We start from the raw sequence: 26767 nt of genomic DNA, 5'->3' as shown, positions 1-26767 counted from the left end.
GATGACGTTTTATCAAGTCAGAAAGAGGTCGCAGGGGATTCCGATCGTGCCGATGGTGGATATCGTGACGATTCTTCTGCTGTTCTTCACGCAGACGACGAAGTTCATGCATCCTTCCGGGGAGGCAAGAAGCGAGCTGCGCATCAAGGCGCCGACGACGAAGTATATGCCGGGAGAGCCGAGCGAGAGCGATCAGATTCTTCTGGAGTTGTCCGCTGAAGGGAAGATTGCCCTGAACGGCGAGATCGTGGAGAAGGATCGCCTGAAGGAGGTGCTGGCGGCTCAAATCCGGGAGCGTCCGGCGGCCAAGGTTCAGTGCGCCGTGGATAAGGCAGCTCCGATGGGCGAATTTATCGGAATATGGGATATGCTGGCAGCCGCAGGTGTTGACATGGAACAAATTCGTGTTAAAATCGACTTCGAGAAGGCGGATTGATATGACGGCCCGCCAGCTAAGGTTATGTTACTTTCCATTACCCAATACGGCGATGCGGTTCTGAGAACGAAGTGCGCTCCCGTTTCGAAGATCGACGAAGGCATTGTGGCTCTGGCCAACAATATGCTGGAGACGATGTATGCCGCCGAGGGTATCGGCCTTGCCGCTCCTCAGGTGGATGTGTCGCTGCAGCTTGTGGTGATCGATATTCCGGAGGACGAGGAGGAGCCCGGCGAGACCGTGACGATGAACGGAGAGGAGAAGCCGATGGCTTCCATCATGCCGTTGCTGCTCGTCAATCCCGTGCTGGAGCCTTACGGTGCAATGAGCATGTGCAATGAGGGTTGCCTGAGCGTGCGGGGTATTCGCGCCAATGTGCAACGCCCCGAGCGTGTGCGCGCCAAGTTTTCTCTGCTCGACGGAACGGTTGTCGAGCTGGATTGCGGCGGCTTGCTCGCCCGCTGCCTGCAGCACGAATGCGACCATTTGAACGGTGTCGTGTTTACCGATCGCGTTTCTTCCGCCGCCAAGCTGACGCTGACGAAGAAGCTCAAGCGCCTGGCCGCCGAGCGCTGAAATCCTGCACCATGTATTCTCTTCCCAAAGTTATCGGGGACCGCTACGTCCTGACTTCCGTCTTGCGCGATTTGCCGACGACGGTCATGTTCATCGGCGTGCAGAACGATATACGCCGCGAGGTGGTGATCGAAGCCCTGAGGCCGGAGCTGGCGACGGAGGAGCATGTGGAGATGTTTTTGGAGACTGCCCGCGCGCAGTCTCGCAATAATTACGATTTCGTCAGCAAGGTGTTCGAGATTATTCATGTGGACAATAGGTGGTATCTCGTTCGCGAGCGGCTCAAGGGCGTGCCTTTGAACGTGCTGGAGGCGATGGGCCACCGGTTGGAGCCCCGGCAGTTGTATGGCCTGCTCCGGCAGTATTTGCGGTGCATTATCTACATGAGTATCATGCAGATTGCCTCGCGCCCCGTGGATCTGGAATCTTTGTACATGTCCGACGACGGTTTTTTCCGCTGCGGCAATCCGGCGATCGGCGGACCCCGCACTCTGGAGATGGCGGAAGGCGATGTGCGCGCGCTCGGAGAATTGGGCCTGCAGATGGTGGACGAAGAGTCCGAAGGAGCCAGCGATTTGATGCAGCTTTGCCTGCGGATGAAGAATCTGCGCGACGGGCATCCGGCTTCCTGCCTGTTTTTCTGCGAGGAGATCGGTTTGATGTGCGATGCTCCTTCGCGAGATGAGGACGGGGAGTATTGCCCTGTGATTTGACCGTTGCAGTGCCGGCGGGCCGGAGGTGGGCGAATGCTTGCCATTAGTGGGGAAAGGATAGTTGTAAGACACTTTTTGGGCTTTCCGTGCTGGTGGTTTCGGGGCATGATGCGGGGCGTTATGGCTGACCGTAATCAAACTGATCCCGTCCGTATGGAAAAAATCGTGAGTCTCTGCAAGCGCAGGGGGTTTATTTTCCAATCCGCTGAAATTTACGGCGGTTTGAATGGTTGCTGGGATTACGGTCCTCTCGGTGCGGAGCTGAAGCGCAATCTGAAGGAGTACTGGTGGCGCTGCAATGTGCAGGAGCGCGACGATGTGGTCGGTATGGACGGTTCCATTCTGACGCATAATTCCGTGCTCGTGGCTTCCGGCCACGTCGGCGGGTTTTCCGATCCGATGTGCGACTGTCTGCTGACGAAGGAGCGCCTTCGCGCCGACCAGGTGCCCGCCCAGTCCGGAACGGCGTTCTGGTACACGGGGGCGAAGTCGAAGGACGGCAGCTGGAGTGTGGAGAAGGAGTTCGCCGTGTTGGTGGCTTCCGAAGAAGCTGCCCGCGATGCCCGCAAGACGGCGGCGAAGTTTTATGTGCAGCTTGCTGCGGCCGGCGTGTCGGCTGCCGATCTTGAGCTGCAGGGCGAACGTGCCGAAGCCGTGACTGATTCCGTGCGGTTCAATCCGGCGAACGGTTCGCTGCTGACGGAGCCGCGCGAGTTCAATCTGATGTTCAAGACGAAGATCGGAGCGACGTCCGACGAGAACGATCCGAGCGCGATCGGCTGGCTTCGTCCGGAGACGGCCCAGTCCATTTTCTGCCAGTACAAGAATATTCTGGACAGTTCCCGCATGAAGATTCCGTTCGGGATCGCGCAGATCGGGAAGTCGTTCCGCAATGAGATCAATCCCCGCAATTTTACGTTCCGTTCCCGCGAGTTCGAGCAGATGGAGATCGAGTATTTCTGCCGCGCCGAAGACGGCCTGAAGCTGACGGACGAGTGGCTGGAGCGCCGCCTGTGCTTCTACGAGAATATCGGCATTCCCCGCGAGAAGATTCATATTCTCGATGTGCCGGACGGCGAGCGCGCTTTCTATTCCAAGAAGACGTATGATCTTGAGTACGAGTTCCCGTTCGGTATTCAGGAGCTGGAAGGGATCGCCTACCGCACGGATTACGATCTCGGAAGCCATCAGACGGGTTCCGGCAAGTCGATGGAGTATTTCGACGAGGAGTCGCGCGAGCGTTTCATTCCGCATGTGGTGGAGCCTTCAGCAGGCTGCGACCGCACGGTGCTGGCGGTGATTTGCGAGGCGTTCGATGAAGAGGAGCTGGGCAAGGACGGCAAGTCCGATGTCCGTACGGTGATGCGTTTCCATCCCCGCATGGCTCCGATCAAGGCGGCCGTGTTCCCGCTTCTGAAGAAGAATGAGGAGCAGGTGCGGATTGCGAAGGAGATCGTGAAGGAGCTGAAGCCCTGGATGCCCGTGTTCTACGATGAAGCCGGAGCCGTGGGCCGCCGCTACCGCCGCCAGGACGAAGTCGGTACGCCGTTCTGCATTACGGTGGACTTCGATACGCTGGGCGAGAACGGGGAAGAGAATAAGGATACGGTGACGATTCGCCACCGCGATTCGATGGAGCAGGAGCGCGTGCCTGTGAAGGATGTGCTTCACTGGCTGATCAAGCGCATCCATTGATGCTCCGTTGCATTTCTGCATGATTTTCAGCGCGTCTCTGTTCGAGGCGCGCTTTTTTCATGGTCGGCGGTGCGTTTGAGGGTGACGGATGTTTTTTTGCTGCCGACGGGGAAGTCGAGTTTGTAGGTTGATTCACTTACGCGGATGACGGGGGTGTTGTTGTGTGGCGGCGCCAGTTCCGGAGTGGTGCGGGCCGAGTAGACGATGACGGGGCCTTCTTCGGCAAGGTCGAAGCTGAGGGTGCCGTCTGTTGCGCGGATGTTCGAGACGGTGCATGGCGGCAGGTATTTGTCGGCGCGGCCGATGACGGCCCATCCATGGTTTTCCGGGACGAGGATGCAGCTTTTGTATGAATCCTGCGCGATGTCTGCCGGGGCGGAGCCGGTGAATGGGGTGCAGGTTCCGGCGTCCGGGTCGTATGCGATGAGTTTAGGCAGGGGAGAGTCGGTGTCTGCCTGCCGGGTGCGGGCCAGCATGTTGCGGCTCAAGCGGTAGTCGTCCATGGTGATGCTGGCTTCGGCGCGGCTGCCGGATTTGGTGTTGAGGTTGAAGGAGGTGGCAATGGCCGCGCCGTTGGGCAGGGGTGCGATGACGGAGTATGCCTTCGGCGTGTCGAAGGGGTTGATGAAGGTGGAGTTGCCTGTCGGGATTGCCGGAGCCAGAGGGCGCAGGATGAGGCCGTCCGAGAGGACGAAGGGCATGACGGTTTCCTCTCGGAAGTCTTCAGGTGCATCGGAGAGGTAGATGGGGCCGCCGGAGAGAGCCTTGGTGATGGCGAGGAGGCGGCTGCATGCCGGGTCGGACGAGTGGAACATGTCATGGTCGGGCCAGACGCTGTGCCCCATCCACAGTGTGTTCTGAAAGGATTGGTAGATGTGCGACCGGGCTTCGTTGAGATTACCGAAATGGTAGTCGATGCTGCACCGGGTGATCGCGCTGTGTTTGGTGTGGAACGGAGCCATGGGGCCGATTGCCATGCAGTTGAGGAGGGAGAGGTTCAGGTTGTGGCATGCGTTTTCCAGCGCGGTGGTGCACCATCTGTTCATCCGGGCGGGGTTGGGCTGGCCCTGCATGTGTTGCAGGTATTCGCACTGGACGTCGATTTTGACGAAGTCGAATCCGTATTGTTTGACGGAGTTCATGTAGGCGTTGTAGAATGTCTGTGCGTCCTGTTCCGTCTTGCCGGGGAAGAGGGCGTTTCCGGAGCTGATGAGGCCGGAGTTTACGGCATTTCCCAGATCGTTTTGAGGGTCGATGCCGTTCCAGAGGCCATGATAGCAATGCCACAGTCCGAACCAGCGAAGTTTTTCGCTGCGCCGGGCCAAGAGGTTTTTCCATTGGGAGGGGAATGTTTTTTGCTGGGGGGCGAAGCTGCGGAGTTTGAGGTTTTGCTGCTGCTGGAAGCCGTCGTCAACGAGCATCCAGCGGATGGGGATGGGGGATTGTTCGATGCGGCGCGCGGCGTCGATCAACAGGGATTCATCGATGTTTTTCTTATATTGTTCCCAGCTGCACCAGCCGAGGTAGCGGAACGGTTCGGGGTATTCCTTGTCGTCGCGCCACCATGAACCGGATGTTTTTTCCGTGCTGCGGAAGATTTTTTCGGCCTGCGCCCATGCATCCCGGCAGGCGTCGAACGGGGTTTCTCCCCAGCCGTAAACCATCGTGGGCAGAGGACGGGAGATGTTGACCGGTTCCGTGCCGAGGGTACCCGTTTCGCAGGCGATGCTGCCATCTTCCGTGATGCGGAGCCATGACATGGTGTTGTCTCCGGGAATGGGAAGAAGGGCGAGGAAGGGTTGAGTGTCCGCGTTTTTTTGTCCGGGTTCAGACCCGGTTTGGATGAGGGCAAGAAAGCCTTGGTTGCCCGGCGTTTTGACGGTTGGGTTCGGCGTGCCGGAGAGCAGGGCCTTGAGGTCGCTGCCTCCCATCCATGGCAACATGCGGTTGCCGTCGGCCGGCCATCGTCCGGCATCGGAGGCGAACCAGCAAATGCGTTCGATGGGTGGGAGTTCAATTTTTTGTGAATGAAGGGATTTAGCCTTGTTTTGCGACTGAAGGGTTTGGGGCGGCAGGGTGAGGATCGCGAGTGGTTGCTGCGGTGTTCCTTTTCCGGAGGTTTCGGCTTGGAGAATGCATGGTTGAAGCAGTATGCCGATGAGGGCTGCAGTGCGCAAATTGTGCCGGAAGGTGAGGGGAACTGTGCTGCCTGGAACGATCATGTCTTTATCGAGGTTGTTGTGTTTGTTTATTGTATATATACGGTTCGGAGAATGGATTCTTTCATTTGAAGGGAGATCACGGTTCTTGCCAAGCCGCCGTTCCTGTGGTAACGTGCATGAAACTACCATGTGCAGTATGTCCAAATTCGAGACGTCCATGCCGCAGATTCCATCTGTGGACAAGCAGAGGGAAGCCCTTGACGGAATGTCCGCCCATTTGCGCGACAGGTTGGAAGAGATGCAAAGGCTTCAAGAGCGTCAGGCTCGGAGTATGAAGGAGAATAAGGTGCGAGCCGAGGCGGCTTTGCGCGGCGAACTGCCTGCAGCGAAAGCTGTGCCGCCTGTCGCAGAGTCCGTGCAGGAGGTTGTTTCCGTGGTGGAGGAATTGCCTCCGCCTGCACCGAATCCCGGCCCGCCGCCGCCGAGTATCGTCAGCGCTTCCATGACGGTATTGCCTCCGGTCAAAAAGATGCCTCCTCCCGCGCAGTTTGCGGCTCTGGCATCGAAGCCGAAAACGGAACTTCCTCCCGTGAAGGCTGCGGCTCCGCCGCCTGCCTACGGAGCGGGCAACGGCGGGTTCGTGCCTCGCCCTCCTTTGGCAAAACCGGATAGTCAGGAAGATGAATTGAAGGTGACGCCGTTTGTGGCAGGGGTGACGTTTGTCATCGCCTTTTTCATCTTTTTCCTCCTGATTTATGCGCTTTCGAAGTAGTCTTCAAACGCCCTGCCTGCTGTCCCAGACGGCGATGTGCAGCCTGTCCGAGTAGCGGACGTTGTGTTGGAGGCAGATGCCGATGACATGGGCTCGCGCCGCGGCCAGTTCTGCGCGGGTCGTGGCCATGGGCATGAGAAGAATGCGGGAGCGTGGGATGCCTGCGGTTTCCGCGGTTTGCCTGATTTCTTCCCAGTCGCTTTCATGGGCGATGACGAATTTGAACCATGCGTTGCCGGTAGCGGCGAAAGCAGCCAGTGTATCCGGGACGAGCGCACGCCCGGTGCGGTTGCCGGAGTGCGAGAGTTTGGGCGAGACGTTCCATTGATCGACGCGTGCAGCCAGCTCGCCGGAGGGTGCCTGTGTGCCATTGGTTTCGATTTCCACGCGCCAGCCGTCGAGCAGGCCGAGGAGTTCGCCCAGTTCCTGCTGCTGGAGCAGGGGTTCGCCTCCGGTGATGACGATGTGGCGGCAGGGGGAATCTTCGGGGCTTTCGGCCTCGACGATGTCCATGATGGCCCGGAGGACTTGGTGAGGTGTCATTTCCTCGGCTTCCTGCCGTTTCCATGAGTAGGCGGTGTCGCACCACGAGCAGGCAAGGTTGCAGCCTGCGAGCCGGAGGAAGACGGTAGGCGAGCCCTGTGATACGCCTTCGCCCTGGACAGAGTAAAAGATTTCGGGAACGGAGTTTAAGCGTGCAAGTTTCATGCCTGTGTGGTATAGGTGGCGGCATGAGTATTATTACCAAAAGAGGCGATGATGGTCAAACCGATCTTATGTTCGGCAAGAGAAGTCCGAAGTCCGCGCCACGGCTGGAGGCATACGGGACGGTGGATGAGTTGAACTCCCTGCTCGGAGTGGTGAGGGCGAGCGGCGTGCGGTCGGAGACGGTGGAGAAGATCGACGGGGTGCAGGAGCGGCTGGTGGGGTTGATGGGCGAGCTGGCGACACTGGAGGAAGATCTTCCGAAGTACGACGAGAAAGGGTATGCGCGTATTCACGAGGAGGAGGTGGCGTGGCTGGAGGAGTTGTCCCACGCGATGGAGAAGGAGTGCGATATCCGTTTTCGCGGGTGGGCGCGTCCCGGCAAGGAGGCGACGCTCGGTTCTGCCCAGCTCGACCTGGCGCGTGCGGTGTGCCGCCGGGCGGAACGGCGCGTGGCGGTGCTGCGCGATATGGATGCCCTGAGCAATGTGCAGAGTGCGCTTTTTCTGAATCGTTTGTCCGATTTGCTGTGGATTCTGGCGCGCTATGAGGCTCTTCAGGCGCAGCAGCCGGACTGATGCGGTTCCGGGGGAGGTTCCGCGCGGGCGGCATCTCCCATAATAAGCTTGATTTCGCGCGGGTTTTGGTCTATGTTTCCGCGCAACATGTCCGAGCGTAGAAATCCATATCCTTTCGATGTTTTCGAGCCCAAATGGCAGCAGATTTGGGATGCTGAAAAGACTTTCAAAGTAGCGAATCCGGGTGAAGCCGGGTTCGATGCTTCCCGGCCGAAGTGCTATATTCTCGATATGTTCCCGTATCCGAGCGGTGCGGGGCTCCATGTCGGTCATCCGGAAGGGTATACGGCGACGGATATCGTGTCGCGCTACAAGAGGATGAACGGTTTCAATGTGCTGCATCCGATGGGTTGGGATTCGTTCGGCCTTCCCGCCGAGCAGTACGCGATCAAGACGGGGCAGCATCCCGCGGTGACGACTCAGGGGAATATCGACAATTTCCGCCGCCAGCTGAAGATGCTGGGCTTTTCCTACGACTGGGATCGCGAGATCGCGACGACCGATCCGGAGTATGTGCGATGGACGCAGTGGGTGTTCCTGAAGCTGTACAATTCCTATTTCTGCAAGGAGTGCAATAAGGCGAAGCCCGTGGCCGAGCTGGAAGCGAAGGGCTGGAGCCGCGACGAGATCGATGCGGTGCGCCTTGCCTATGTGGCCGAGGTGCCGGTGAACTGGTCGCCCGATATGGGTACGGTGCTGGCGAATGAGGAAGTAGAGGAGTGGCGCAGTAAGGGACATACGATCGAGCGCCGTATGCTGCGCCAGTGGATGCTCCGCATTACGGACTATGCGGAACGCCTGATCGATGAGCTGGAGCCTCTCGACTGGCCGGAATCCATCAAGCTGCTGCAGCGCAACTGGATCGGCAAGTCGGAAGGAGCCGAGGTGGCTTTCAAGGCAAACGGGCATGAGATTACGGTGTATACGACGCGCCCCGATACGTTGTTCGGCGCAACATATATGGTGCTTTGCCCCGAACACCCGCTGGTGGACGAGATGGTGACGGACGAAGCGCGGGAGGCCGTGGCCGAGTACCGAAAAGCCTGTGCGGCGAAGAGCGATCTGGAGCGTACGGATCTGGCGAAGGACAAGTCCGGCGTGTTTACGGGCGCGTATGCGGTGAATCCCGTGAACGGCAAGGAGATTCCGATCTGGATTGCCGACTATGTGCTGATGGGCTACGGTACGGGCGCGATTATGGCGGTGCCCGCACACGACGAGCGCGATTTCGAGTTTGCGCAGAAGTTCGAGCTTCCGATTCTGCAGGTGGTGGCTCCGCCGAGCGACGATATTCCGTGGCAGGGTTTCTGCGGCTATGAAGGTACGAGCGTGAATTCGGATTTCCTGACGGGCCTGTCCACACCCGAGGCCAAGAAGCGGATGATCGCCTGGCTGGAAGAGAAGGGCGTCGGCCGAGGCAAGGTGAATTACAAGCTGCGCGACTGGCTGTTCTCCCGCCAGCGTTACTGGGGTGAACCGTTCCCGATTGTGTGGAATGAGGAGGACGGACGCCATTACCCGCTTTCCGAGAGCGAGCTGCCGCTGTTGCAGCCGCAGATGGAGGATTTCAAGCCTTCCGGCGATCCCCGCGGCCCGCTGGTGAAGGCGACGGAGTGGATCCGCTATTCCGAGACCTCCCACCGCGAGACGAATACGATGCCCCAATGGGCGGGTTCCTGCTGGTATTATCTGCGTTATCTCGATCCGAAGAATGCCTGCGCCTTTGTCGATCCTGAAGTGGAGCGCTACTGGATGGGCAGTTCCGAGAAGCCCGGCGGCGTGGATTTGTACGTGGGCGGTACGGAGCATGCGGTGCTGCATTTGCTGTATGCCCGTTTCTGGCACAAGGTGCTGTTCGATCTCGGGTTGCTTTCGACGAACGAGCCGTTCAACAAGCTGGTGAATCAGGGGCTGATTCTCGGTGAGGACGGGCAGAAGATGTCCAAGTCCCGAGGCAATGTGGTGAATCCCGACGATATTGTGCAGCAGTACGGTGCGGATTCCCTGCGCATGTATGAGATGTTCATGGGGCCGCTGAAGGATGTGAAGCCCTGGGCGACGAAGGGTGTGGAAGGGGTTTCCCGCTTCCTGGCCCGCGTCTGGCGCGTCGCGTTTGTGGAGAATCAGGCGGGCGAGTGGACTCTTTCCGGCAAGGTGACGGCCTGCGGATGTCCCGAAGGCAGCATTTCTCCGGTGCGTAAGGAGGTGCACAAGACGATCAGGAAGGTGACTTCCGATATTGAGGAAATGTCGTTCAATACGGCCATTTCCAAGATGATGGAATGCACGAACGCGATGACTTCGGCCGAGAAGGTTTGCCTGCCGGATTACGTGAATCTGCTGATGGTGCTCAATCCGTTCGCTCCGCATATCACGGAGGAGATTTACGCCCGTTTGTGCGAAGCGTTCCCGCAGTTGCCGAAGCAGCAGCTTTGCATGCAGGAATGGCCGAAGCACAAGGAAGAGTATCTCGTGGAGGATTCGCTTGAAATCGTGATCCAGATCAACGGCAAGCTGCGCGATAAGGTGCAGGTGGCCGCCGATGCGGGTCGCGAGGATGTGGAAAGGGCGGCTCTCGCCCAGCCCCGCATTCAGGAACTGCTGGAAGGTCTGACGGTGCGCAAGGTGATTGTGGTGCCGGGCCGTCTGGTGAACATTGTTGCCAACTGATTTGTCTCTCTGTTTATGTTGATTGCTCCTTCTTTGCTGGCGGCCGATTTCACGCAGATCGGGAACGAAGCCCGGCGCGCGTTTATTGCGGGTGCGGATTGGCTCCATCTCGACGTGATGGACGGCCATTTCGTGGATAATGTTTCGTTCGGTCCGGATGTGTGCGCCGCCGTGCGCCGTGCCGTCGGCCCGACGGCGTTCCTCGATGCTCACCTGATGATTACTGCGCCTGATCATTATTATCCGCGTTTCGTGAAAGCGGGCGTGAATCTCATTTGCATCCATGCCGAACTGGACGGGCAGGTGGATTTGTCCGCGACGTTGCGCGGCATCCGCGAGGCTGGGGTGCAGTGCGGCCTTGCCGTGAATCCCGCGACTCCGTGGGAGGCCTGCCTTCCGTATCTGGAAGCGGTGGATATGGTGCTGGTGATGTCCGTAGTGCCCGGGTTCGGCGGACAGTCGTTCATGGGCGAGGTACTGGACAAGGTGCGCGCTCTGGCCGCATGGCGCAAGGAGCACGGCGCTTCTTTCCTGATCCAGATGGACGGAGGAATCGGAGCGGAACAGGCTCCTTTGTGCCGCGAGGCCGGCGCTGATTGTCTGGTGGCAGGATCTTCGACCTTCCGCGCCAAGAGTATGTCCGATGCCATCATGACCATGAGGAATGCTTGATATGGATGCGGATAAGGAAGGTGTGCAGCCGCAGGTGCAGGAAGCGGCAGAGTCCGGCGGCAAGGCTCGGCGCTCTTCGCTGAAGGGTGTGCTGATCAATGTGATTTTGCCCGTGCTGATTCTCGATTATTGCAGCAAGGGCAGTATGGAGCCGTGGGCGGATTTCGAGGTGGGCCGTTTCTGGCATCTGGGCCCCGTGTGGGCGATGGTGCTGGCTCTCCTGCTGCCGATTACGTACGGCCTGCAGGAGCTGATCCGCCATAAGAGGGTGGATTTGATGTCGTCGGTCGGGCTGGCCGGGGTGCTGCTGACGGGCGTGATTACGATTCTCGTGGTGGGTGAGGAAGGTTCCATCGCGGCGTCGACGCCGTGGCTGTTTGCCAGCAAGGAGGCTTTGATTCCTCTGGTGCTGGCAGCGGCGGTGCTGGTTTCCCGCAAGAGCGAGTCTCCGTTGCTCCAGACGTTTCTGTACAATCCCGATGTGTTCGATGTGGCATTGATCGAAAGGCGTGTGAAGGAAGCCGGCAATGAGTCTGCCTACGGGAAGCTGCTGGGACAGGCGACGTGGATTCTGGCCGGTTCTCTGATCGTGTCGTCCGCCGCGAATTTCTGCCTTGCATTGTATTTCCTGATGCCCGTGCTTTTGGAACCCGTTGCACTGCAGCAGGAGCAGTACAATTATGCCGTAGGCCGCATTACATGGTGGGGTTTCATCGTGATCGGCGTGCCGTTGATGATTGCCCTGATGGCGGTGATGCTGCGGCTGATTCGCCGCCTCGGCGAGCTGACGGGGCTGGGGCGTGATCGCCTGCTGCTGCGCTAACTCGCTTTGGGGTTGACTTCTGCGCCCCGAATGTATTGAATAAACGTGATGAAGCGGTCTTTTGCCTTTCTTGTTGCCTGTATCTGCGGTTTGTCGGCGTGCGCGCCGACTCATTCCGAACTGCGCGAGATTGCGGATGTGCCGTTGAAATCGACATCGGTGCCCGACTGGGAAAGCGGCTTGCTGCGAGCCAACGCCACGTACCATCTGTACGGGGCAATGACAGGCAAGGAGCGGGTCGCCCTTCTCGGCGATTATTATTATGCGACGTGGTACGATGCTTCTCCGGAGCAGAAGACGCGGCTGGTGTTCCAATACCAGCAGGCGGCCACGGGTTCGCAGGTGAAGGAATTGGTCATCGACTTTGCTCCGGGGCGCGAGCGGGGCGAGCGGCATGAGTGTTTCCGCTTTACGGGCAAGGAACGCGCAAAGCTGGGAGATATTCTGGCGTGGCGTCTGTTGCTTGAGGTGAACGGCAAGGTGGTCGATTCGGAGCAGTCGTACCTTTGGGAGTGATCCATGGTTTCGGAAGGTTGTTCCGGTAAGTGGATTGCGGCATGGTGTTCGTTCTCCGGAAGATGCAAAAGGCATCCCTGAAGTCAGGGATGCCTTCTGATTGAAGATGTGCCAGTAACAGATCAGGCGTCGCGGCGTCTGCGACGAAGCGACAGCAGCGCAAGGCCGGCGAGGCCAAGTGTAGCTGTAGCCGGTTCCGGTACGGTGAAATCCTTGGCCGAATGTGAAGCAAGGTAGGTGATTTCTTCCTGATTCAGGACGCCGGAGTAAAGCGCGAATTCGTCGAATGCGGCCGTTCCGCCGGGAGTCAGTGCAATGGAGGTGAGCTCTCCGGAAAAGTTGACCCCGGTTGCATTCAGGAACTGAGTGCCGTCCCGGTACACTTGCAGTGTGCCGTTCTGGAATGTCAGGGCGATGTGCGCAAAACCCGTCATCGGGACGGTTGTGCCTTTCCAGTCGCCGAGGCCGGATTGGGTTCCGCTGTAAAATTGCCATGAACCTGAAGCCGTGGCACTTCCGCTATCCTTTTGGGAGAAAATGCGGTTTCCATTGGAGGAATTGAGCTGGAACATGTTGGCATATTGAGCCGAACCATTGTCCTTGACAAAGAAGGACAGAGAAAAACCGTCGGTGGTATTGACTCCCAAGCTGTTGTTTGGGCCGCTGCCCTGCAGGGTCAGCTTGGCGCCACCGCCGGGGCAGTTGAAGGCGAAATTGCTGCCGAGCGCTCCACTGCTCCAGCCGACCCATCCGGAAGAAGCAGTCCACATGCCTGTGCCCGGATTTTCGGCAAGGTTGTAATTGACGGCTGCAGCCGTGCCGGATCCTGTGCCGGAGATTTTTTCGAAGTCGTAGTGGTAACGAAGGGATGTATCAGCCTGAACGATACCGGCTGACAAGGCAAACAGAGCAGAGATCGAGAGTAGGGTCTTTTTCATGAAATGAATAATATCCGGCAAAATTATACTGATTTTAAATCCGCAGTCAAGCCATATAATATGACTGCCTGAGCGTACGCGCCAAAATAGAGCATGGTATTATTGTCATGAAGAGGAAGAAATTGTATGAATATATTTTATATGTTGTATGTTTTTTAATTCAAAACGAATGTATTTTTTATAAAATTATGCGGATTTAAAATCCGTATGCCAATTCATCTCTTGAACATATTCGATAAGCCCGTGAAACGGGAATGGGATCAATTTGGCTCGCTGTATCATCTTTTGTAAAACAATATATAGGAGTTGTTGTGTGGTTTCGATCGATTGGTTGGCTGCAAGTTGGGCGTGTTGGGAGATATGAGTGTGGAGCGGATACGAAAAAGGCGCCGAATAACGGCGCCTTTCAATGGTTGTTGATGCTTCTGTTTTACGAATGAATGGCTTCGGCCGCGGCTTTTTTGATTTGGCCCGTCATGGAGTTCAAGGCATTGGCGCGCGTGGGCGCGAGGTGTTCCTTGAGTCCTGTTTCATCGATGCGTCCAAGGTCGGCACGGACGATTTCTTCCGGCGATAATCCGGACAGAAGGCGGATGAACAGGGCGATGAGCCCTTTGGTGATGACTGAGTCGCTGTCCGCCGAGAGAATCATTTTACCGTCGACGAGTGTCGTTCCGAGCCAGACGCGGGACTGGCATCCCTGAATGAGGTTGTTTTCCTGGCGGAAGCAGTCTTCCATGGGCGGCAGTTTGCGGCCGAGGGAGATGATGTATTCGTATTTTTCCGTCCAGTCTTCGAAGAAGGAGAGTTCTTCGAGGAGTTCGTTCAAGCGTTCTTCGTAGGTCATGGCCGGAGGTTAGCGGTTGTTGGCGAGTGTGGCGAGTACTGCCTTCTGTGCGTGCAGGCGGTTTTCCGCTTCGGTGAAGATGACGGGGGCGAACTGTTCGAGGATTTCTTCGGTGATTTCCATGCCGCGATAGGCCGGGAGGCAATGGAAGACGCTGTGGCCGGACGCTGCATGGGCGAGCAGTTCCCTGTTGACCTGATAGGGAAGGAAGTGCTGTTCCTTGGTGCCTTTTTCCGATTCCTGCCCCATGGAGATCCATGTGTCGGTGTTGATGACGGTGGCGTTGCGGGCGGCTTCGACGGGATCGGTGCTGAAGATGACGCGGTCGGTGTCGAGGTGGCGGCGGAAGGCTTCGTCGGGCATGTATTGTGCAGGTGCGCCGATGGCAAGAGTGAAGCCGAGGTGTTTGGCTGCCCACATCCATGAGCGGGCCATGTTGTTGTCGCCGTCGCCGACGAAGGCGATTTTCATGTCTTTCCACGAGCCGACGCCGTAGAGTTCTTCGATGGTGAGGAGGTCTGCGAGGATTTGGCAGGGGTGTTCCGCATCCGTGAGGGCGTTGATGGTCGGCAGTTCGGAGTAGTTGGCAAAGTCGACGACTTCCTGTTGTTCGTAGGTGCGGATGACGGCGCCGTGTATCATGCGGCCGAGGACGCGGGCCGTGTCGGAGATGGGTTCGCCGCGGCCGAGCTGGATGTCGCGCGTGGAGAGGAACATGGGGCGGCCGCCCAGTTCGCTGATGCCGACTTCAAAGGAGACGCGCGTGCGCGTGGAGGATTTGGAGAAGATGAGTGCCCAGGTTTGCCCCTGCAGGGGGAGTTCTGCATGGCGGCCGCGTTCGGCTTTGAGTTTGTGGCCGAGTGCAAGCAGATCCCTGATTTGTTGTGCAGTCAGTTCTTCGATGGACAGGAGATTTTTCATAATGCGACTCAAGAGGAAGCGCGGAGGATAACAATACCCGACGGGAAATGAAAGTGCTTTTTTCGCCAGCAGGCCATTTTATGGCAAAGTGGCAGGCGTGCCTTCATTTGCCGGAGGCTGCAGAGGTCGCCCGGTTTCGTCGTAGCCATGGCTGTGCAGGTATGCCCGGAGTTCTTCGCTGGTCCAGTAATCCTGTTCTCTGAGTTCCCGGCCAAGTTCCATGGTGGCGTCGGTGGCTCCTTTGCTGTTCAAATGGTTGACGGTGTCGGCGAATTCCCTGGGGTTCGGGTTGACTCCCAATGCCGGATCGCGGAGGACAGGCATGATGGTGGCGATGTCCAACGCGAGAGAAGCATAGTAGGCGCGGGCTTGTTCTTCCCGGAGGGTACGAGGGATGGAGTAAACGACTCGGACGCCGTTCCGGGCACACCAGTCGCGGATGTCGGTGAGGAGTTGTCTGCCGAACCGGTTGAGTTTGGATTTGGGCATCATTTCTGCCGGGTTGAAGGGGAGAGCTTGCCTCATCCAGTTGTGGTTGACGCTCATCCAGCCCGATTCCGTGAGGTTTTTATCGATGGAGTATCGGTACAGTTCGTCGGAGAAGAGGGGCTTCAGGAGGCGTATGAGTACGGTGGATGCATCTCCCCGGAGGATGGTGGTGTAGTGTTCCGCCGACGGTGTGAAGAGGTGTGCCGCATGGTCGAGCGGTTTGCTGTGGTGGACAAGGAATTTGAGGCCGGATGTGGTGTAGTTGTGGAAGGGGTATTCGATTCCTGTCAGGTTGTCCGGTTCGATGGCAACGATCAGGGTGTCTCCTTTTTTGAGGTAGGAGAGGGCGAGTTCGGTGTTGACGGCGGCTCCGAATCCGGCGTGCGTGGCTGCGTTGACGAGGGGGATGCCATCGTGCTGCAGGAGGAGGGCCGGGTTGATGCCGGTTCGGCTGCTGGATCCGCCCGCAAGTACGTATTTGTGGTCGTGGTCTCGCTCGATGGTTTCCTGCCAGCGGTCGGATCGGTTGATGGCTTCTCCGAAGAAGCTTTTTTCGGTGTCGAAGTGTGTGTCGAAGTAGGCCACGAATCCCAGGCCGATCAGGACGGAGCAGAGCAGGATGATGAGGGTTTTCTTCATGGCGTCAGAATGAGAAGTAGATGAAGGAATTCTTGACTCCTGGATTGAAGACGATGGTCAGGATGACCCAGACTCCGCACGCATAGGGGGAGATGAGCCATTGGTAGGGGTTGCCCGTTTTTTTGCCCGAGAGGCCTTCCATGACGATCAAGACGATGCTGATGAGGGCAAAGAAGCAGAAGGTGAGGATGGCGACGGGGAATGTGCCGACGACTGCCATGAGGGATTTCGTGTTGTAGCTGGAGAAGGTGAGGAGGTGGCAGGTGTTGTCCCAAAGCTGGTGGTTGTCCGTTTCATAGAAGAACATCCAGATGTAGAACATGGTGATGAGGGTGAGCAGGGTGGACAGGGGCGCCCACATGCGCAGGCCGAGGTTGCGGTAGCAGCGGTGGAGGATCATGGCGATGCCGCTCAGGCCGCCCCACATGACGAAGTTCCATGAGGCTCCGTGCCACAGGCCGGAGATGAGGAAGACGAGGAGGATGTTGAAGGCCCAGAATTTGGTGCGGCTGCCCCCGATGTTGAAGTAGATGTAGTCGCGGAACCAGCCTGTGAGGGAGATGTGCCAGCGCCGCCAGAAGGCGGTGATGTTTGTGGCGGAGTAGGGGCTCAGGAAGTTCATGGTGAGCTGGACTCCGAGTCCGCGTGCAAGCCCGTAGGCGATGAGTCCGTATCCGGCGAAGTCGAAGTAGATGCGCAGGCCGAAGATGATGTTGTTCATCCAGATGACCCATACATTGCCGCCATCGTAGTGTTGGAAGAAGGCCGATGCGAGGTTGTCCGCCATGCACATTTTGAAGAAGAGGCCGAGGACGATGTAGCGCAGGCCGATGTCGATATTGGCGGCTTTCCATGTGAGCCGGATGTTTTCCATTTGCGGCAGCAGGGAGTCGCGTCGTTCGATGGGTCCGGCAACGATCTGCGGGAAGAAGCTGGCGAAGTTCATGAAGTCGAGGAACTTCGGGAGCGGCTGCTGACGGGAGAGTGTGTCGATGCAGAAGGAGATTTTCTGGAAGGTGTAGAAGGAGATGCCGATAGGGATGATGAGGTCGCGCAGTGTGTCCCATTCCTGATTGAAGACCTGTGTGCCGATGAAGTAGCCGTATTTGTAGTACAGCAGGGGGATGAGCAGGAGCGGTATGAGGATGCCGAGCGCCAGTTTGCGCATGTTGCGGCCGCCTTTCAAGGCGAGTTTGACGCCTCCGTATGCCAGAAAGGCGACGAGGAGGAAGATGCCGAGCGTGAGCATGCTGGCCATACCGAGGAAGGCAAGGCTGATGATGAGCAGGGCATATTTTTCAAATTGCTGTTTGGCCTGTGTCCGGTGATGCAGGATGTAACGGCCTGTCAGGAAGATGCAGACCATCGCCGGAATCAGGCAAAGCCAGAACACGATATTGGTAAAATCCATGGAAGAAGCGAGAGAGTGTGCGTGTGCGGAGCTTGTTTTTTGAGGAAGGCTGCTCCATTGATTCCCGTGTGAGATTGAGCCTCACGGAAGGGTAGCGGATTTTATACTGTGATGTCCGTAGCGTCAAGCGGAATCCCGTGGTCACTCCGGGAGATTTGTTGGCGTGTCCGCGCGTGTGAAATGGATGCTGCGTGCCGGAAGGATTTCCATGACGGCCGGAGACGGTTCTTCCTGCATGGGGGCGCCACCGGTGGAGCCGGATGCCATGATGATGCGCGATGCTCCGGTGGCACGGAGCCATTCGATGTCGTCCGCAGGGTGGCGGGTATGCCTGCCGAGAATGACGGTGTCTGCTCGCAGGATGTGCGAAGGAAGGCGGAGCAGGGAGCGGAGGGAGGCATCGCCTATGTACAGGGTGCGGTGTTTTCCGGTTTCCCAGAGTACGATGGGAGTTTCGTCGTCCGCGTCGGCATGGGGCAGTTGTGGCGAAGCGGGTATGATGGTGTAGGTGCCTGCCGGGGTGGTGGCGGTGATGCCTCCGGGCGGAAGATGGCTGCTGTCGATGGAGATGATGCCCGGATGGGCTTGCCGGATGGTTTCTGCTCCTCCCGTTTGCCGGGCATGGGCGTGGGTGGCGAGGAAGAGGCCGGGAGTGCCGGTGAGGTGGAACAGGACAGGTGCGACCGTCCAACGGGCATTGTCGGCAGTGCCGCAGTCGATCAGGAGTCCGGGATTGCCCAGAAGGCAGGCATGGCTGCCGTGGGTGAATGTCATGATGACGATGCTGTCTTGCGGCATGGATGAGGTGGCCGGGATATAGGCGGCAGGCAGTCCCGACAGGGCGGCGATTCCCTGCAGGGTGAGATCGGCTATATGCCGGTTGAGCCAGTTGATGCCGAGGAGGGCGGCAGGGCACCATGACAGGCAGAGTGCGGCGACTCCGAGACCCATGACGACGGGAAGAAGAGGTGCGAGCAGGATGTTGGCTGCAATGCCCCAGGTGCTGACGGCATGGAAGTGGAAGATGCACAGGGGCAGGGCGGCCAGCCATGCGCAAACCGAGACGATGAAGAGGCCGCAGGCGCTCCGGCCCCAACGTTGCCGCAGGCGTTCCGTTCCGGTCATGAGGCGGAAGGGGATGTAGTCGTCCGGTTCGAACCAGCCCCGGCAGGTGCGGCTCCAGCAGGCTCCGGCGCAGATGGCGGCATAGACGGCGAAAGAGAGCTGGAATCCGGGTTGGAAGAGGTAGCGCGGGTTCCACAGGAGCAGAGCCAGCGCGGCGAAGCTCCAGATGTTCAGGAGCCGGTAGTCGCGCTGAAGGAGGCGGGCCAGAAGGAATGCTGCGATCATGAGGTAGGCGCGGACGGCGGAGACGGGCATGCCGGTGACGAAGATGTAGCCGCCCAGCAGGAGTAGCAGGAGGATGTTTTTGGTGAAGGGCGAGCAGTGGCACAAGCGCAGGAGGCCGCCCAGCAGCAAGGCGATGATGCCGACATGAAGTCCGCTGACGGCGAAGGCGTGGAGGCAGCCGCTGCGCCGGAAGTTTTCGATGATTTCGGTGTCGGCATGCTCTTTGTCTCCCAGAAGAAGGGCTGCGATGAACTGGGCTGCAGGGTCGTCGGGCGGTGCGCCGGACATCAGAAGCGAGGATATGGTGCGGCGGCATTCCCTGGATGCGGTCAGCAGGCGCTGTTGCCATGAAGCGGGAGGTTGCCGGTATGCTTCAATGACTCTGAGGCGGCAGGCGACGCCCAGCGTGCCGAGCCATGCGCTGCGGTCGAAGAGTCCGGGCAGGGGAGGTGGTGGGAAGTCGGCGGGCAGTCCCCGGATGTTCCATCGTTCTCCTTCCTGCATGGAGATGGTTTCGGGGAGGAGGAGTTCGATGGCATCTCCTCCCGTTGTTTCGAGAATGGCGCTGTGTTCGCGGCTGCGGATGACGGTTCCTTCAATATGGCGGATGGATGGGGGCGTTTGGTGCCATGTATCACGGAGCAGTTGTATGCGCGTTTCTTCCTGATGGTATTTCCATCCCGCATAGGCGGATGCCAGTGCGAGGAGGAGGAGTGTTTTCCATTGGCGGGCAAGGGCTGTGGCAAGAAGTGCGGCGATCGCAAGGTACCACCCCCAGCCTCCTGCCAGAATGCCGATGACGGCGAGCAGCGGGGGGAATAGAGGAGATGCGGCGAGTAATCGCCTCAATCCGGCAATGGCGCCGCCGGAGAGAAAGGCCGGGATGCGGTTCATTCCTGCGAGAACAGGGAGAGGGCGGTTTGGAGGATGGTGGAGGGGGATTGCTGGAGCAGGCGGTGGCCTGCGCCGGGTACAAGTATGGGGGAGATGCCGGGGATGGTGCGGGCCAGTGCGGAGAATTTGGCATCCTGTTCACCTGCCAGCCAGATGGTTTTTCCGGAGAAGTCGCGGAGGTGCGGGCGCATGTCCGCCTGCCTGCCGAGCGACCAGATGTCGAAGGCTTGTGCGGCCTGTTCCTGCGGGTAGTCGGGCGCAGGTCCTTGCCCCGAACCTGCCAGTACGCCCTGCCGGTTCCAGTGCTGGAGGAAATCCCGTGGCGGCAGTTGGCGGCAGAGGGCTGATTGTTCGAGGTCGGAAGCGAGTCGGGTTTGCCTTTCTTGTGCCGTTTGCAGGCCCGGATGCGTCGAAAGGAAGGCGATACCGCTCCATGCCTGCGGCGCGGTTTGCATGGCGTGGAGGGCGAGCCTGCCGCCAAGAGAGTAGCCCATCAGTGCGCAGGGTGCGTGCGGGAGGGTCAGTGCGGCGATTCTGCGTCCGGCTTCTTCAAGGCCGGAGCAGCCGGATGCGATCAGTTCCCACAAATTCAACGGATGGCAGGAGATGCCTTTTTCGCGCAGAGGAGTGATGATGAAATCCCAGTCCCTCCAGGAACCAAGGTTGCCGTGCAGCAGGATGAGGTGTCTGGAGGGAGGCGGGTTCACATGGTGGGCTATTTGGAGACGTTGAAGCGGAATTCGATGACGTCGCCGTCCTGTACGGTGTAGTCTTTGCCTTCGATGCGGAGTTTGCCGAGTTCGCGTGCACGGGCTTTGGCTCCGCATTCGACGAGGTCGGCGAATGCGACGACTTCAGCCGCAATGAAGCCGCGCTCGAAGTCGGTGTGGATGACTCCGGCGGCCTGCGGGGCCTTGGCTCCGGCAGGGATGGTCCAGGCGCGTGTTTCCTTGACGCCCGTGGTCAGGTAGGTGCGGAGGCCGAGAAGGTGGTAAACGGAGCGGATGAGGTCCGATACGCCGGAGTCCTGCACGCCGAGGTCCTGCAGGAATTCGCGGACTTCTTCAGCCGGCAGTTCGCAGAGTTCTTCTTCGATGCGGGCGGAGATGACGACGGCTTCGGCATTGTGGTGGTTGGCGACGTACTGGCGTACCTGGGAGACGTAGGGGTGGGCGTCCGGGTTGCTGACGGCGTCGGCCAGTTCGTCTTCATTCACGTTGCAGGCGAAGATGCTTTTCTTGTCGGAAAGAAGGCCGAAGGATTTCAGGAGTTTGCGTTCGTCGTCCGAGAGTTCGAGGGTAAGGGCGGGGTTGCCTGCATCGAGGTGGGGCAGGAGTTTGGTGATGAGGGCGACTTCTTCCTTGGCTTCCTTATCGCCTCCGCGGGCTTTCTTTTCGCGGGAATCCTTGCGTTTTTCCATGGCGGAAAGGTCGGCGAGGATGAGTTCGTCGTTGATGATTTCGATGTCGCGCAGAGGGTTGACGGTGCCGAGTTCGTGGATGATGTCGTCGTTGTCGAAGCAGCGGACGACTTGGACGATGGCGTCCACTTCGCGGATGTTGGCAAGGAATTTGTTGCCGAGTCCGGCGCCTTCGGAGGCTCCCTTCACCAGTCCGGCGATGTCCACGAATTCGATGGCGGTCGGAATGATTTTTTCGGAGTTCGATATTTTGGAGAGGACGTTCAGGCGTTCATCGGGGACGACGACCATGCCGACGTTCGGGTCGATGGTGCAAAAGGGGTAGTTGGCGGCCTGCGCCTTGCGGGAGCGCGTGACTGCATTGAAAAGGGTGGATTTGCCGACGTTCGGGAGTCCTACGATACCTGCCTGTAACATAACGGGAGTCACCGTAAATGACCGGGGCCTGATTGTCAAGAAGAATGCATGCCGTTCCGGCGCCGGGAAGCGATGGGGAAGATTTGTCAAAAAGTATTGTCCGTGCGCCATGAACGGCGGGTTTTTTCTTGACGGGAGGGGCTGCAACTGGTACGCTCCACGCCACATGGCAAAAGTCCCAGTTATCAATCTGCGTAAAGGCCATGCTGTGAATCACAACAACGATGTGTGCGTTGTGGTCAGCATGGAACACAAGTGTCCCCCCCGCATGGCTTCCTATGTTCAGATGAGCATCCGTAGCATTGCGACGAAGAAAATCTACAATCTTCGCCTTACGTCCAACGAATATCTCGAAGGCGTGAACCTTGCCCGCGAAGAATACGAGTTCAGCTATATCGATGGCATGGGCTACCATTTCCTTGAGCCCGATACGTACGACGACGTGACGGTGACTGAAGATATCGTGGAGCCCGTGAAGGACTACCTCATCGAAGGCGGTACCTACATCCTGATGTTTACGGACGAGACGGTGGTTTCCATCGAACTTCCCGCTGCCATCACGATGACCGTGGCCGAAGCAGCCGAAGGCGTGAAGGGCGATTCCGCCAATAACGTGTACAAGCCCGCCACCATGGAAACGGGCCTCGTCGTGCAGGTGCCTTTGTTCATCAAGCCCGGCGAGCGCATTTCCGTGAAGACGGAAGACGGCTCCTATCTGGGACGCGTGAACAACTGATTGTTCCCCGCCAATTCAAAGTAAAGAGCGCATTCTTTCGGAATGCGCTCTTTTTGTCATACTGCACAATGCCTCGTCAAATGAAAGCGGGTTATCTCCACGGTCGGGACGGCCTGTACGCGGGATGGTAGATCGGGCGCTGCGGGCGGTAGTTGCCATGGTAATGCGGGCGGGGCCGGGGCGGAGGATTGTAGTGATGGTGATGATGGTCATCACGGTCATTGTCAATCGCAGCTCCTACGGCGACTCCGGCAGCAAGAGCCCCTACGCCGATAGCTGCAGCGCCGGCCGGAGTGACGGTCGTGTTGCCATAGGCATCGGTGGTGCAGGAGGTGATTGCCAATTGCAATCCGATTGCAGGAAGTATCCATGCCAGCTTGATGATAGATGATTTCATGGCCTTTGTGGCTGAGACAATCCGGCTGCGGCGTATGTTCATTTTATTTTTGCCTGCCTCATGCCAAGGCGGGCGGAGGGAGCAGGATGCAGGCGGGTCGCGCCTCGAATCTTCATTCTTGCCTTTGCCGGGCAATCTGCTATATTGGCGGCGTAGATCATGGCCCTGCATCCCCTTTACCCGCATTTGTTGTTGTTTGCCTCGGTTTTTCTGGCGGCTTGCACCCCGGAAAGGACGATTCTGTATGATGATTCGCCGACCGGGGGCTTGCAGGAGCTGAAGAATAACGGTACGGTGTTTGTGAACGGCAAGAGGCAGGGCGACCGTCGGGCCGAGTTCGAGACGTTGATGAATCCGAACGGTATTCCTCAGACCAAGATGGATAAGGTAAGCGCTTTTCAGGGGAAGCAGTTCGAGTTCGGCGGCGATACGGCCGGGTTCGGTTCCAAGGATGCATCGGATGCCTATCGCAAGAAATCGTTCGATCAGGCGAACAAGCAGTTTGCCACGCGCAGCTGGGACGGGCGGAAGGATAGCCCGATTGTTTCCGTAGAGACGCCGGATTTCGTCAAGCTTCAACGGCCCGTCGAAAAAACGGAGTGGAAGAATAACAAGGATGCCTTCGTGATGAATCCGTCGGAATTCAGCGGCAGGAAGTATGATGCTCGCGGACGGGCCTTCGAGAAGCGAAGCGACGGGCTGATTGAGGAAAAGATCAAGGCGAGCCCAGAACCGACGATTACCGACTGGAAGGAGCAGCAATTGCGTGAGTTGCAGGAGGCGCGCGCCGGGTGGAAGCCGTTGACTCCCCAGTGAGCGGAGCGTGTCGGTATGAAAAAGCCGGTTCCCAAAAGGAAACCGGCTTGTTGAAACAGAATGGATCGGCTGTAGCGTTTAGCCGATTTCGGTGCGGCCTTTGAGCTGGGCGCCTTCTTCCATGGAAAGCGTGCGCGTCGTTACGTCGCCGTGCAGAACGGCCTGGCGTTTGAGTTCGCAGCGTTCGGAGGCGATTTTGCCTTCGACATGGCCGTAGATGCGTACGTCTCCGGCGGTGATGTCGCCCTTGATGGCGGCCATTTCACCGATGGTGACGGTGCCGTGATCCGAGATGATTTCGCCGTCGATCTTGCCGTCGATGTGCATGTCGTTTTGAAAACGAATGGTTCCGGTGATCTCGATGCCGGATGCGAGGAAATTGGTGACTGTGTCGGACATGGTGGTTTGGTGTGGGTTGAGGGTTAGATGGTCATGATGTCCTTTTCTTTGGCGGCAACCTGTTCATCAATGCTCTTGATGAATTTGTCGGTCAGCTTTTGGACTTTGTCTTCAAGGTCGCGCTGGCCGTCTTCCGTGACGACGTTGCCTGCCTTGAGCTTTTTGGCGCCTTCCATGCCGTCGCGGCGGCAGCCGCGGATGCGGACGCGAGTGTCTTCCGCAAGGGATTTGACGTATTTGACGAGATCGCGGCGGCGGTCTTCCGTCAGTTCCGGGATGGGGAGTCGCACGGAGCGGGCATCGATGATCGGGTTCATGTTCAGCTTGCTTTCGTTGATTGCGCGCTGGATGTCATGCAGGGTGCTCGGGTCGAACGGCTGGATGAGGATGGAGCGTGCATCGGGCGTGCTGATGACGGCGATTCCCTTGAGTTTCATGGTCGAGCCGTAGCTGGTGACATATACGTCGAGATTTTCGACAAGGGCGGGCGAGGCTTTGCCTGTGCGCACGCCGCCGAATTCCTGTCCCATGTGGGCAAGGATTTTCTCCATGGCGTCTTCGGTTTCCAACAGGAGTGTTTCTGCGTCCATATTATTTTTTTGTGAGTTGTTTAGTGTTCTTGAGAAATGATGGTGCCGATGCGTTCTCCGAGGAGGGCGCGTGTGATGTTGTTCGGCGTGTGCATGTCGAAGACGATGATGGGCTTCTTGTTGTCCATGCAGAGGGTGAATGCCGTGGAGTCCATGACCTTGAGTTCACGTCGCAGGCATTCCTGATAGGTGATCGTGTCGAAACGCGTGGCATCCGGCACTTTCTTCGGGTCGGCATCGTATACGCCGTCCACGGAAGTGGCCTTCATGACGATTTCGGCGTTGATTTCGCTGGCGCGCAGAGCGGCCGTGGTGTCGGTGGAGAAGAAGGGGTTGCCTGTGCCTGCGGCGAAGATGACGATTTTACCGTCGGCCAGGTCGTTGCGGGCCTTGAGGCGGATGAAGGGCTCGGCCACGTTTTTCATTTCGATGGCAGATTGCACGATACAGGGCACTCCGGCGCGTTCGATGGCGCTTTGCAGGGCGAGGGCGTTCATGACGGTCGCCAGCATGCCGACGTAGTCCGCCGTGGCGCGGTCCATGCCGCGGACGCTGGCCTTGGCTCCGCGCCAAAAGTTGCCTCCGCCGACGACGAGGGCGATTTCAAGGCCTCCCTGACGGTGGGCATCGGCGATTTCTCCGGCGATGCGTGCGACGATTTCGGGGGAGATGTTGTCCATGCTGCCGGGGCTGCGAAGAGCCTCGCCGCTCAATTTCAGAAGTATGCGCTTGTAGGGAGGGTTTGAACCGTTTGTCATGGTAAGATGTTTGCTGAGAAAGCTTCTCATTTTTTCGGCAGGAAGTGAAGTCAAAAAACGATGGGGCGGTTATTTTGCACCCGCCCGTTTTTCTGAGAGGGCGTTTTTACCTTGACGACGGTATGGCTGAGGATATGATGGTCTTATGCTTTTCCCTACCCTGCTGGTCGCTTTGTGTGTTGCCTCCGTGAATCCCGGAGATGCGGTTTCCCCGCCTGTGGCAGGGGTTCCCGATGAGGGCTGGGTGTTTCATGAATCGTGGTCCGCGCAGGATCGCAGGGAGATGATGGAGGTTGCCGGGGAGGTCGAGTCTCTTTTGCGTGAGGCGGATGAGTGGGTTGATACGGGTTCGTTCGAGGCGAGGTTTTGGCATCTCATTGCTCCGGCTGTGCGGCGTGATGTGGTTGCAATGGTGCGCGAGACGGCCCGGACGGGAGATGTGCGGCTTGAAAGCTCCAACCGGATGTCGCTGCTGTGGTGTGCCATGTTTACGGGGCATCGCGAGCTGGCCAGATCGCTCGTTTTGCGCGGCGCCGATGTGAATGCTCGATGCCTGATTGTGTGTCCACCCATCGGGGAGAAGGATATTCTGGCAGAAGGGGAAAGTCCTTTCGGTATGGCGTTTTCCCCGTTTCCGGGCGGTTCTGCCGCGTATGCCGGAGCGGAGGTCGAGCTGGTTCGCCTGATGCTCGACCATGGCGCCATGATCGAGCCTTCGCCCGGCATGCCGTACTCCTATCTGGAGCAGGCTCTTATTTTCTCGGGTGTGAGGGGATGGAAGGGTGTTGATATTGCTGATCTTCTGTTGGAACGAGGTGCACTCATTCATCCGGAAGAGGCGGGCAAGGTGATGATGTGCTCCGTCCGGAGCGGTTCGGTGCGGATTGTGCAGGAGCTGATGGAGCGAGGGGTGGACATCAATTCCAAGTATGACGGCGCACCGGTATGGGCTGCCGTGAATTTTCGGCAACCGCATTCCGTGGCCATGCTGCAATGGTTACTGGATCATGGGGTGGATACGTCGCTGGAGGGCGTGCCTGCGTTTTACGGGGGAAGTGCCTCTCACCCGTTTTTATTCCATCTGGTGGAGAGGAGTGTTGCCTTGCGCGATGGTGAGGTTCGGCTCCATGAGGGGGTGCAGGAGCGAGCCTTGGCGATGGCGGACGCATTTCTGAAGAAGGAGGGGGATGTGGATTGCGTGAGTAATCGCAAGACGCCTCTGTTCGTTTGCTGCGAGCGGCTGGGAGGCCAATCCCGGCCGGGTGATTTCGCCGTCCGGATGGCACGCCTGATGCTGGATCATGGGGCGGACGCTTCGTTTGCTCCGTGTTCCGCCGAGAATCGAGAGTTGATGTCCGGGCGGCTGGATGCGGTGCCGCAGGGTGTACGGGATGTGTTGCCCGAATTGTGGAGGAAGTGACGGTCGG

Annotated in this window: 27 protein-coding genes; 13 read left to right on the top strand and 14 right to left on the bottom strand. The window is 58.4% G+C overall.

All coding sequences use genetic code 11. From position 1 onward, the window contains the following. Position 1: 1 nt before the first annotated feature. The 4 genes from PYTT_RS03610 (at position 2) to PYTT_RS03595 (ending at position 3420) form a co-directional block, all read left to right on the top strand. Complete coding sequence (locus PYTT_RS03610; protein WP_067776814.1) at positions 2-436, top strand: ExbD/TolR family protein; 435 nt, start codon at positions 2-4, stop codon at positions 434-436. Positions 437-460: 24 nt separating this feature from the next. Further along, positions 461-1012, top strand: coding sequence for a peptide deformylase (gene def, locus PYTT_RS03605; RefSeq protein WP_067776817.1), 552 nt, complete (start codon positions 461-463; stop codon positions 1010-1012). Between the two features lie 11 nt (positions 1013-1023). Next, positions 1024-1725 carry a serine/threonine-protein kinase gene (locus tag PYTT_RS03600; protein ID WP_067776820.1) on the top strand — a complete coding sequence of 234 codons (702 nt, stop codon included), beginning with the start codon at positions 1024-1026 and terminating at the stop codon, positions 1723-1725. A 120-nt stretch (positions 1726-1845) separates the two neighbouring features. After that, positions 1846-3420, top strand: coding sequence for a glycine--tRNA ligase (locus tag PYTT_RS03595; RefSeq protein WP_067776824.1), 1575 nt, complete (start codon positions 1846-1848; stop codon positions 3418-3420). Between the two features lie 26 nt (positions 3421-3446). Here PYTT_RS03595 and PYTT_RS03590 read toward each other — a convergent pair whose 3' ends face one another. Further along, entirely contained in the window at positions 3447-5642 is a 2196-nt protein-coding gene (locus PYTT_RS03590; protein WP_071133272.1) for a Sip1-related alpha-galactosidase, read from the bottom strand. Positions 5643-5778: 136 nt separating this feature from the next. On the opposite strand from PYTT_RS03590, the gene PYTT_RS13275 reads away from it, so the two are divergent. Next, a complete protein-coding gene (locus PYTT_RS13275) occupies positions 5779-6354 on the top strand; it encodes a hypothetical protein (RefSeq protein WP_071133271.1) in 576 nt (191 codons plus the stop codon). Positions 6355-6357: 3 nt separating this feature from the next. On the opposite strand, the gene PYTT_RS03580 is transcribed toward PYTT_RS13275, so the two are convergent. Continuing rightward, on the bottom strand, positions 6358-7062 hold the full coding sequence (locus tag PYTT_RS03580) for a 7-carboxy-7-deazaguanine synthase QueE (protein WP_067776836.1): 705 nt from the start codon (positions 7060-7062) through the stop codon (positions 6358-6360). 23 nt (positions 7063-7085) lie between these two features. On the opposite strand from PYTT_RS03580, the gene PYTT_RS03575 reads away from it, so the two are divergent. From PYTT_RS03575 to PYTT_RS03555, 5 genes are all read left to right on the top strand, one after another. After that, positions 7086-7637, top strand: a complete 552-nt coding sequence (locus PYTT_RS03575; RefSeq protein ID WP_067776839.1) for a cob(I)yrinic acid a,c-diamide adenosyltransferase — start codon at positions 7086-7088, stop codon at positions 7635-7637. 87 nt (positions 7638-7724) lie between these two features. After that, positions 7725-10307: a leucine--tRNA ligase gene (gene leuS / locus PYTT_RS03570; RefSeq protein ID WP_067777141.1), complete on the top strand. Its 2583-nt coding sequence runs from the start codon at positions 7725-7727 to the stop codon at positions 10305-10307. 15 nt (positions 10308-10322) lie between these two features. Continuing rightward, positions 10323-10979 carry a ribulose-phosphate 3-epimerase gene (rpe, locus tag PYTT_RS03565; RefSeq protein WP_067776842.1) on the top strand — a complete coding sequence of 219 codons (657 nt, stop codon included), beginning with the start codon at positions 10323-10325 and terminating at the stop codon, positions 10977-10979. 1 nt (position 10980) lies between these two features. Next, positions 10981-11802, top strand: coding sequence for a VC0807 family protein (locus PYTT_RS03560; protein ID WP_067776845.1), 822 nt, complete (start codon positions 10981-10983; stop codon positions 11800-11802). Positions 11803-11850: 48 nt separating this feature from the next. After that, positions 11851-12318, top strand: a complete 468-nt coding sequence (locus PYTT_RS03555) for a hypothetical protein (protein ID WP_067776848.1) — start codon at positions 11851-11853, stop codon at positions 12316-12318. Positions 12319-12440: 122 nt separating this feature from the next. Here the strand turns inward: PYTT_RS03555 and PYTT_RS03550 are convergent, their stop codons facing one another. From PYTT_RS03550 to ychF, 8 genes are all read right to left on the bottom strand, one after another. Further along, positions 12441-13256, bottom strand: a complete 816-nt coding sequence (locus PYTT_RS03550; RefSeq protein ID WP_067776852.1) for a LamG domain-containing protein — start codon at positions 13254-13256, stop codon at positions 12441-12443. A gap of 430 nt (positions 13257-13686) precedes the next feature. Continuing rightward, entirely contained in the window at positions 13687-14103 is a 417-nt protein-coding gene (locus PYTT_RS03545) for a SufE family protein (protein WP_067776855.1), read from the bottom strand. Between the two features lie 9 nt (positions 14104-14112). Then, positions 14113-15024, bottom strand: coding sequence for an ornithine carbamoyltransferase (gene argF / locus PYTT_RS03540; protein WP_083076884.1), 912 nt, complete (start codon positions 15022-15024; stop codon positions 14113-14115). 78 nt (positions 15025-15102) lie between these two features. After that, entirely contained in the window at positions 15103-16152 is a 1050-nt protein-coding gene (locus tag PYTT_RS03535) for a hypothetical protein (protein WP_067776857.1), read from the bottom strand. A 4-nt stretch (positions 16153-16156) separates the two neighbouring features. After that, positions 16157-17563, bottom strand: a complete 1407-nt coding sequence (locus PYTT_RS03530; protein ID WP_067776860.1) for an MBOAT family O-acyltransferase — start codon at positions 17561-17563, stop codon at positions 16157-16159. A 141-nt stretch (positions 17564-17704) separates the two neighbouring features. Next, the gene (locus tag PYTT_RS03525; protein ID WP_067776862.1) at positions 17705-19807 is read right to left on the bottom strand and encodes a ComEC/Rec2 family competence protein; all 2103 of its coding nucleotides are present in this window, start codon (positions 19805-19807) and stop codon (positions 17705-17707) included. Beyond that, positions 19804-20514, bottom strand: coding sequence for an alpha/beta fold hydrolase (locus PYTT_RS03520; RefSeq protein ID WP_067776864.1), 711 nt, complete (start codon positions 20512-20514; stop codon positions 19804-19806). The genes PYTT_RS03525 and PYTT_RS03520 overlap by 4 nt, the downstream gene beginning before the upstream one ends. 8 nt (positions 20515-20522) lie before the next feature. Further along, on the bottom strand, positions 20523-21644 hold the full coding sequence (ychF, locus tag PYTT_RS03515; RefSeq protein WP_067776868.1) for a redox-regulated ATPase YchF: 1122 nt from the start codon (positions 21642-21644) through the stop codon (positions 20523-20525). 109 nt (positions 21645-21753) lie between these two features. Between ychF and PYTT_RS03510 the strand changes: the two genes are divergently transcribed. Next, positions 21754-22380: an elongation factor P gene (locus PYTT_RS03510; protein WP_342744168.1), complete on the top strand. Its 627-nt coding sequence runs from the start codon at positions 21754-21756 to the stop codon at positions 22378-22380. A 91-nt stretch (positions 22381-22471) separates the two neighbouring features. Here the strand turns inward: PYTT_RS03510 and PYTT_RS03505 are convergent, their stop codons facing one another. Then, on the bottom strand, positions 22472-22777 hold the full coding sequence (locus tag PYTT_RS03505; RefSeq protein WP_141675852.1) for a hypothetical protein: 306 nt from the start codon (positions 22775-22777) through the stop codon (positions 22472-22474). A gap of 159 nt (positions 22778-22936) precedes the next feature. Between PYTT_RS03505 and PYTT_RS03500 the strand changes: the two genes are divergently transcribed. After that, positions 22937-23593: a hypothetical protein gene (locus PYTT_RS03500; protein WP_067776877.1), complete on the top strand. Its 657-nt coding sequence runs from the start codon at positions 22937-22939 to the stop codon at positions 23591-23593. A 78-nt stretch (positions 23594-23671) separates the two neighbouring features. On the opposite strand, the gene PYTT_RS03495 is transcribed toward PYTT_RS03500, so the two are convergent. From PYTT_RS03495 to pyrH, 3 genes are read right to left on the bottom strand one after another with little or no spacing between them, the layout of a single operon-like run. Continuing rightward, positions 23672-23992 carry a bactofilin family protein gene (locus PYTT_RS03495; protein WP_067776880.1) on the bottom strand — a complete coding sequence of 107 codons (321 nt, stop codon included), beginning with the start codon at positions 23990-23992 and terminating at the stop codon, positions 23672-23674. A gap of 23 nt (positions 23993-24015) precedes the next feature. Then, positions 24016-24582 (bottom strand): ribosome recycling factor, encoded by a 567-nt coding sequence (gene frr / locus PYTT_RS03490; RefSeq protein WP_067776884.1) that lies wholly within the window; start codon positions 24580-24582, stop codon positions 24016-24018. A 20-nt stretch (positions 24583-24602) separates the two neighbouring features. After that, the gene (gene pyrH / locus PYTT_RS03485; protein ID WP_067776888.1) at positions 24603-25340 is read right to left on the bottom strand and encodes a UMP kinase; all 738 of its coding nucleotides are present in this window, start codon (positions 25338-25340) and stop codon (positions 24603-24605) included. Positions 25341-25485: 145 nt separating this feature from the next. On the opposite strand from pyrH, the gene PYTT_RS03480 reads away from it, so the two are divergent. After that, positions 25486-26760, top strand: a complete 1275-nt coding sequence (locus PYTT_RS03480) for an ankyrin repeat domain-containing protein (RefSeq protein ID WP_067776891.1) — start codon at positions 25486-25488, stop codon at positions 26758-26760. Positions 26761-26767: the final 7 nt, after the last annotated feature.

The organism is Neoakkermansia glycaniphila (assembly GCF_900097105.1).
Taxonomy (GTDB): Bacteria; Verrucomicrobiota; Verrucomicrobiia; order Verrucomicrobiales; family Akkermansiaceae; genus Akkermansia; species Akkermansia glycaniphila.
This window is presented reverse-complemented; position numbering and strand designations above follow the sequence as displayed.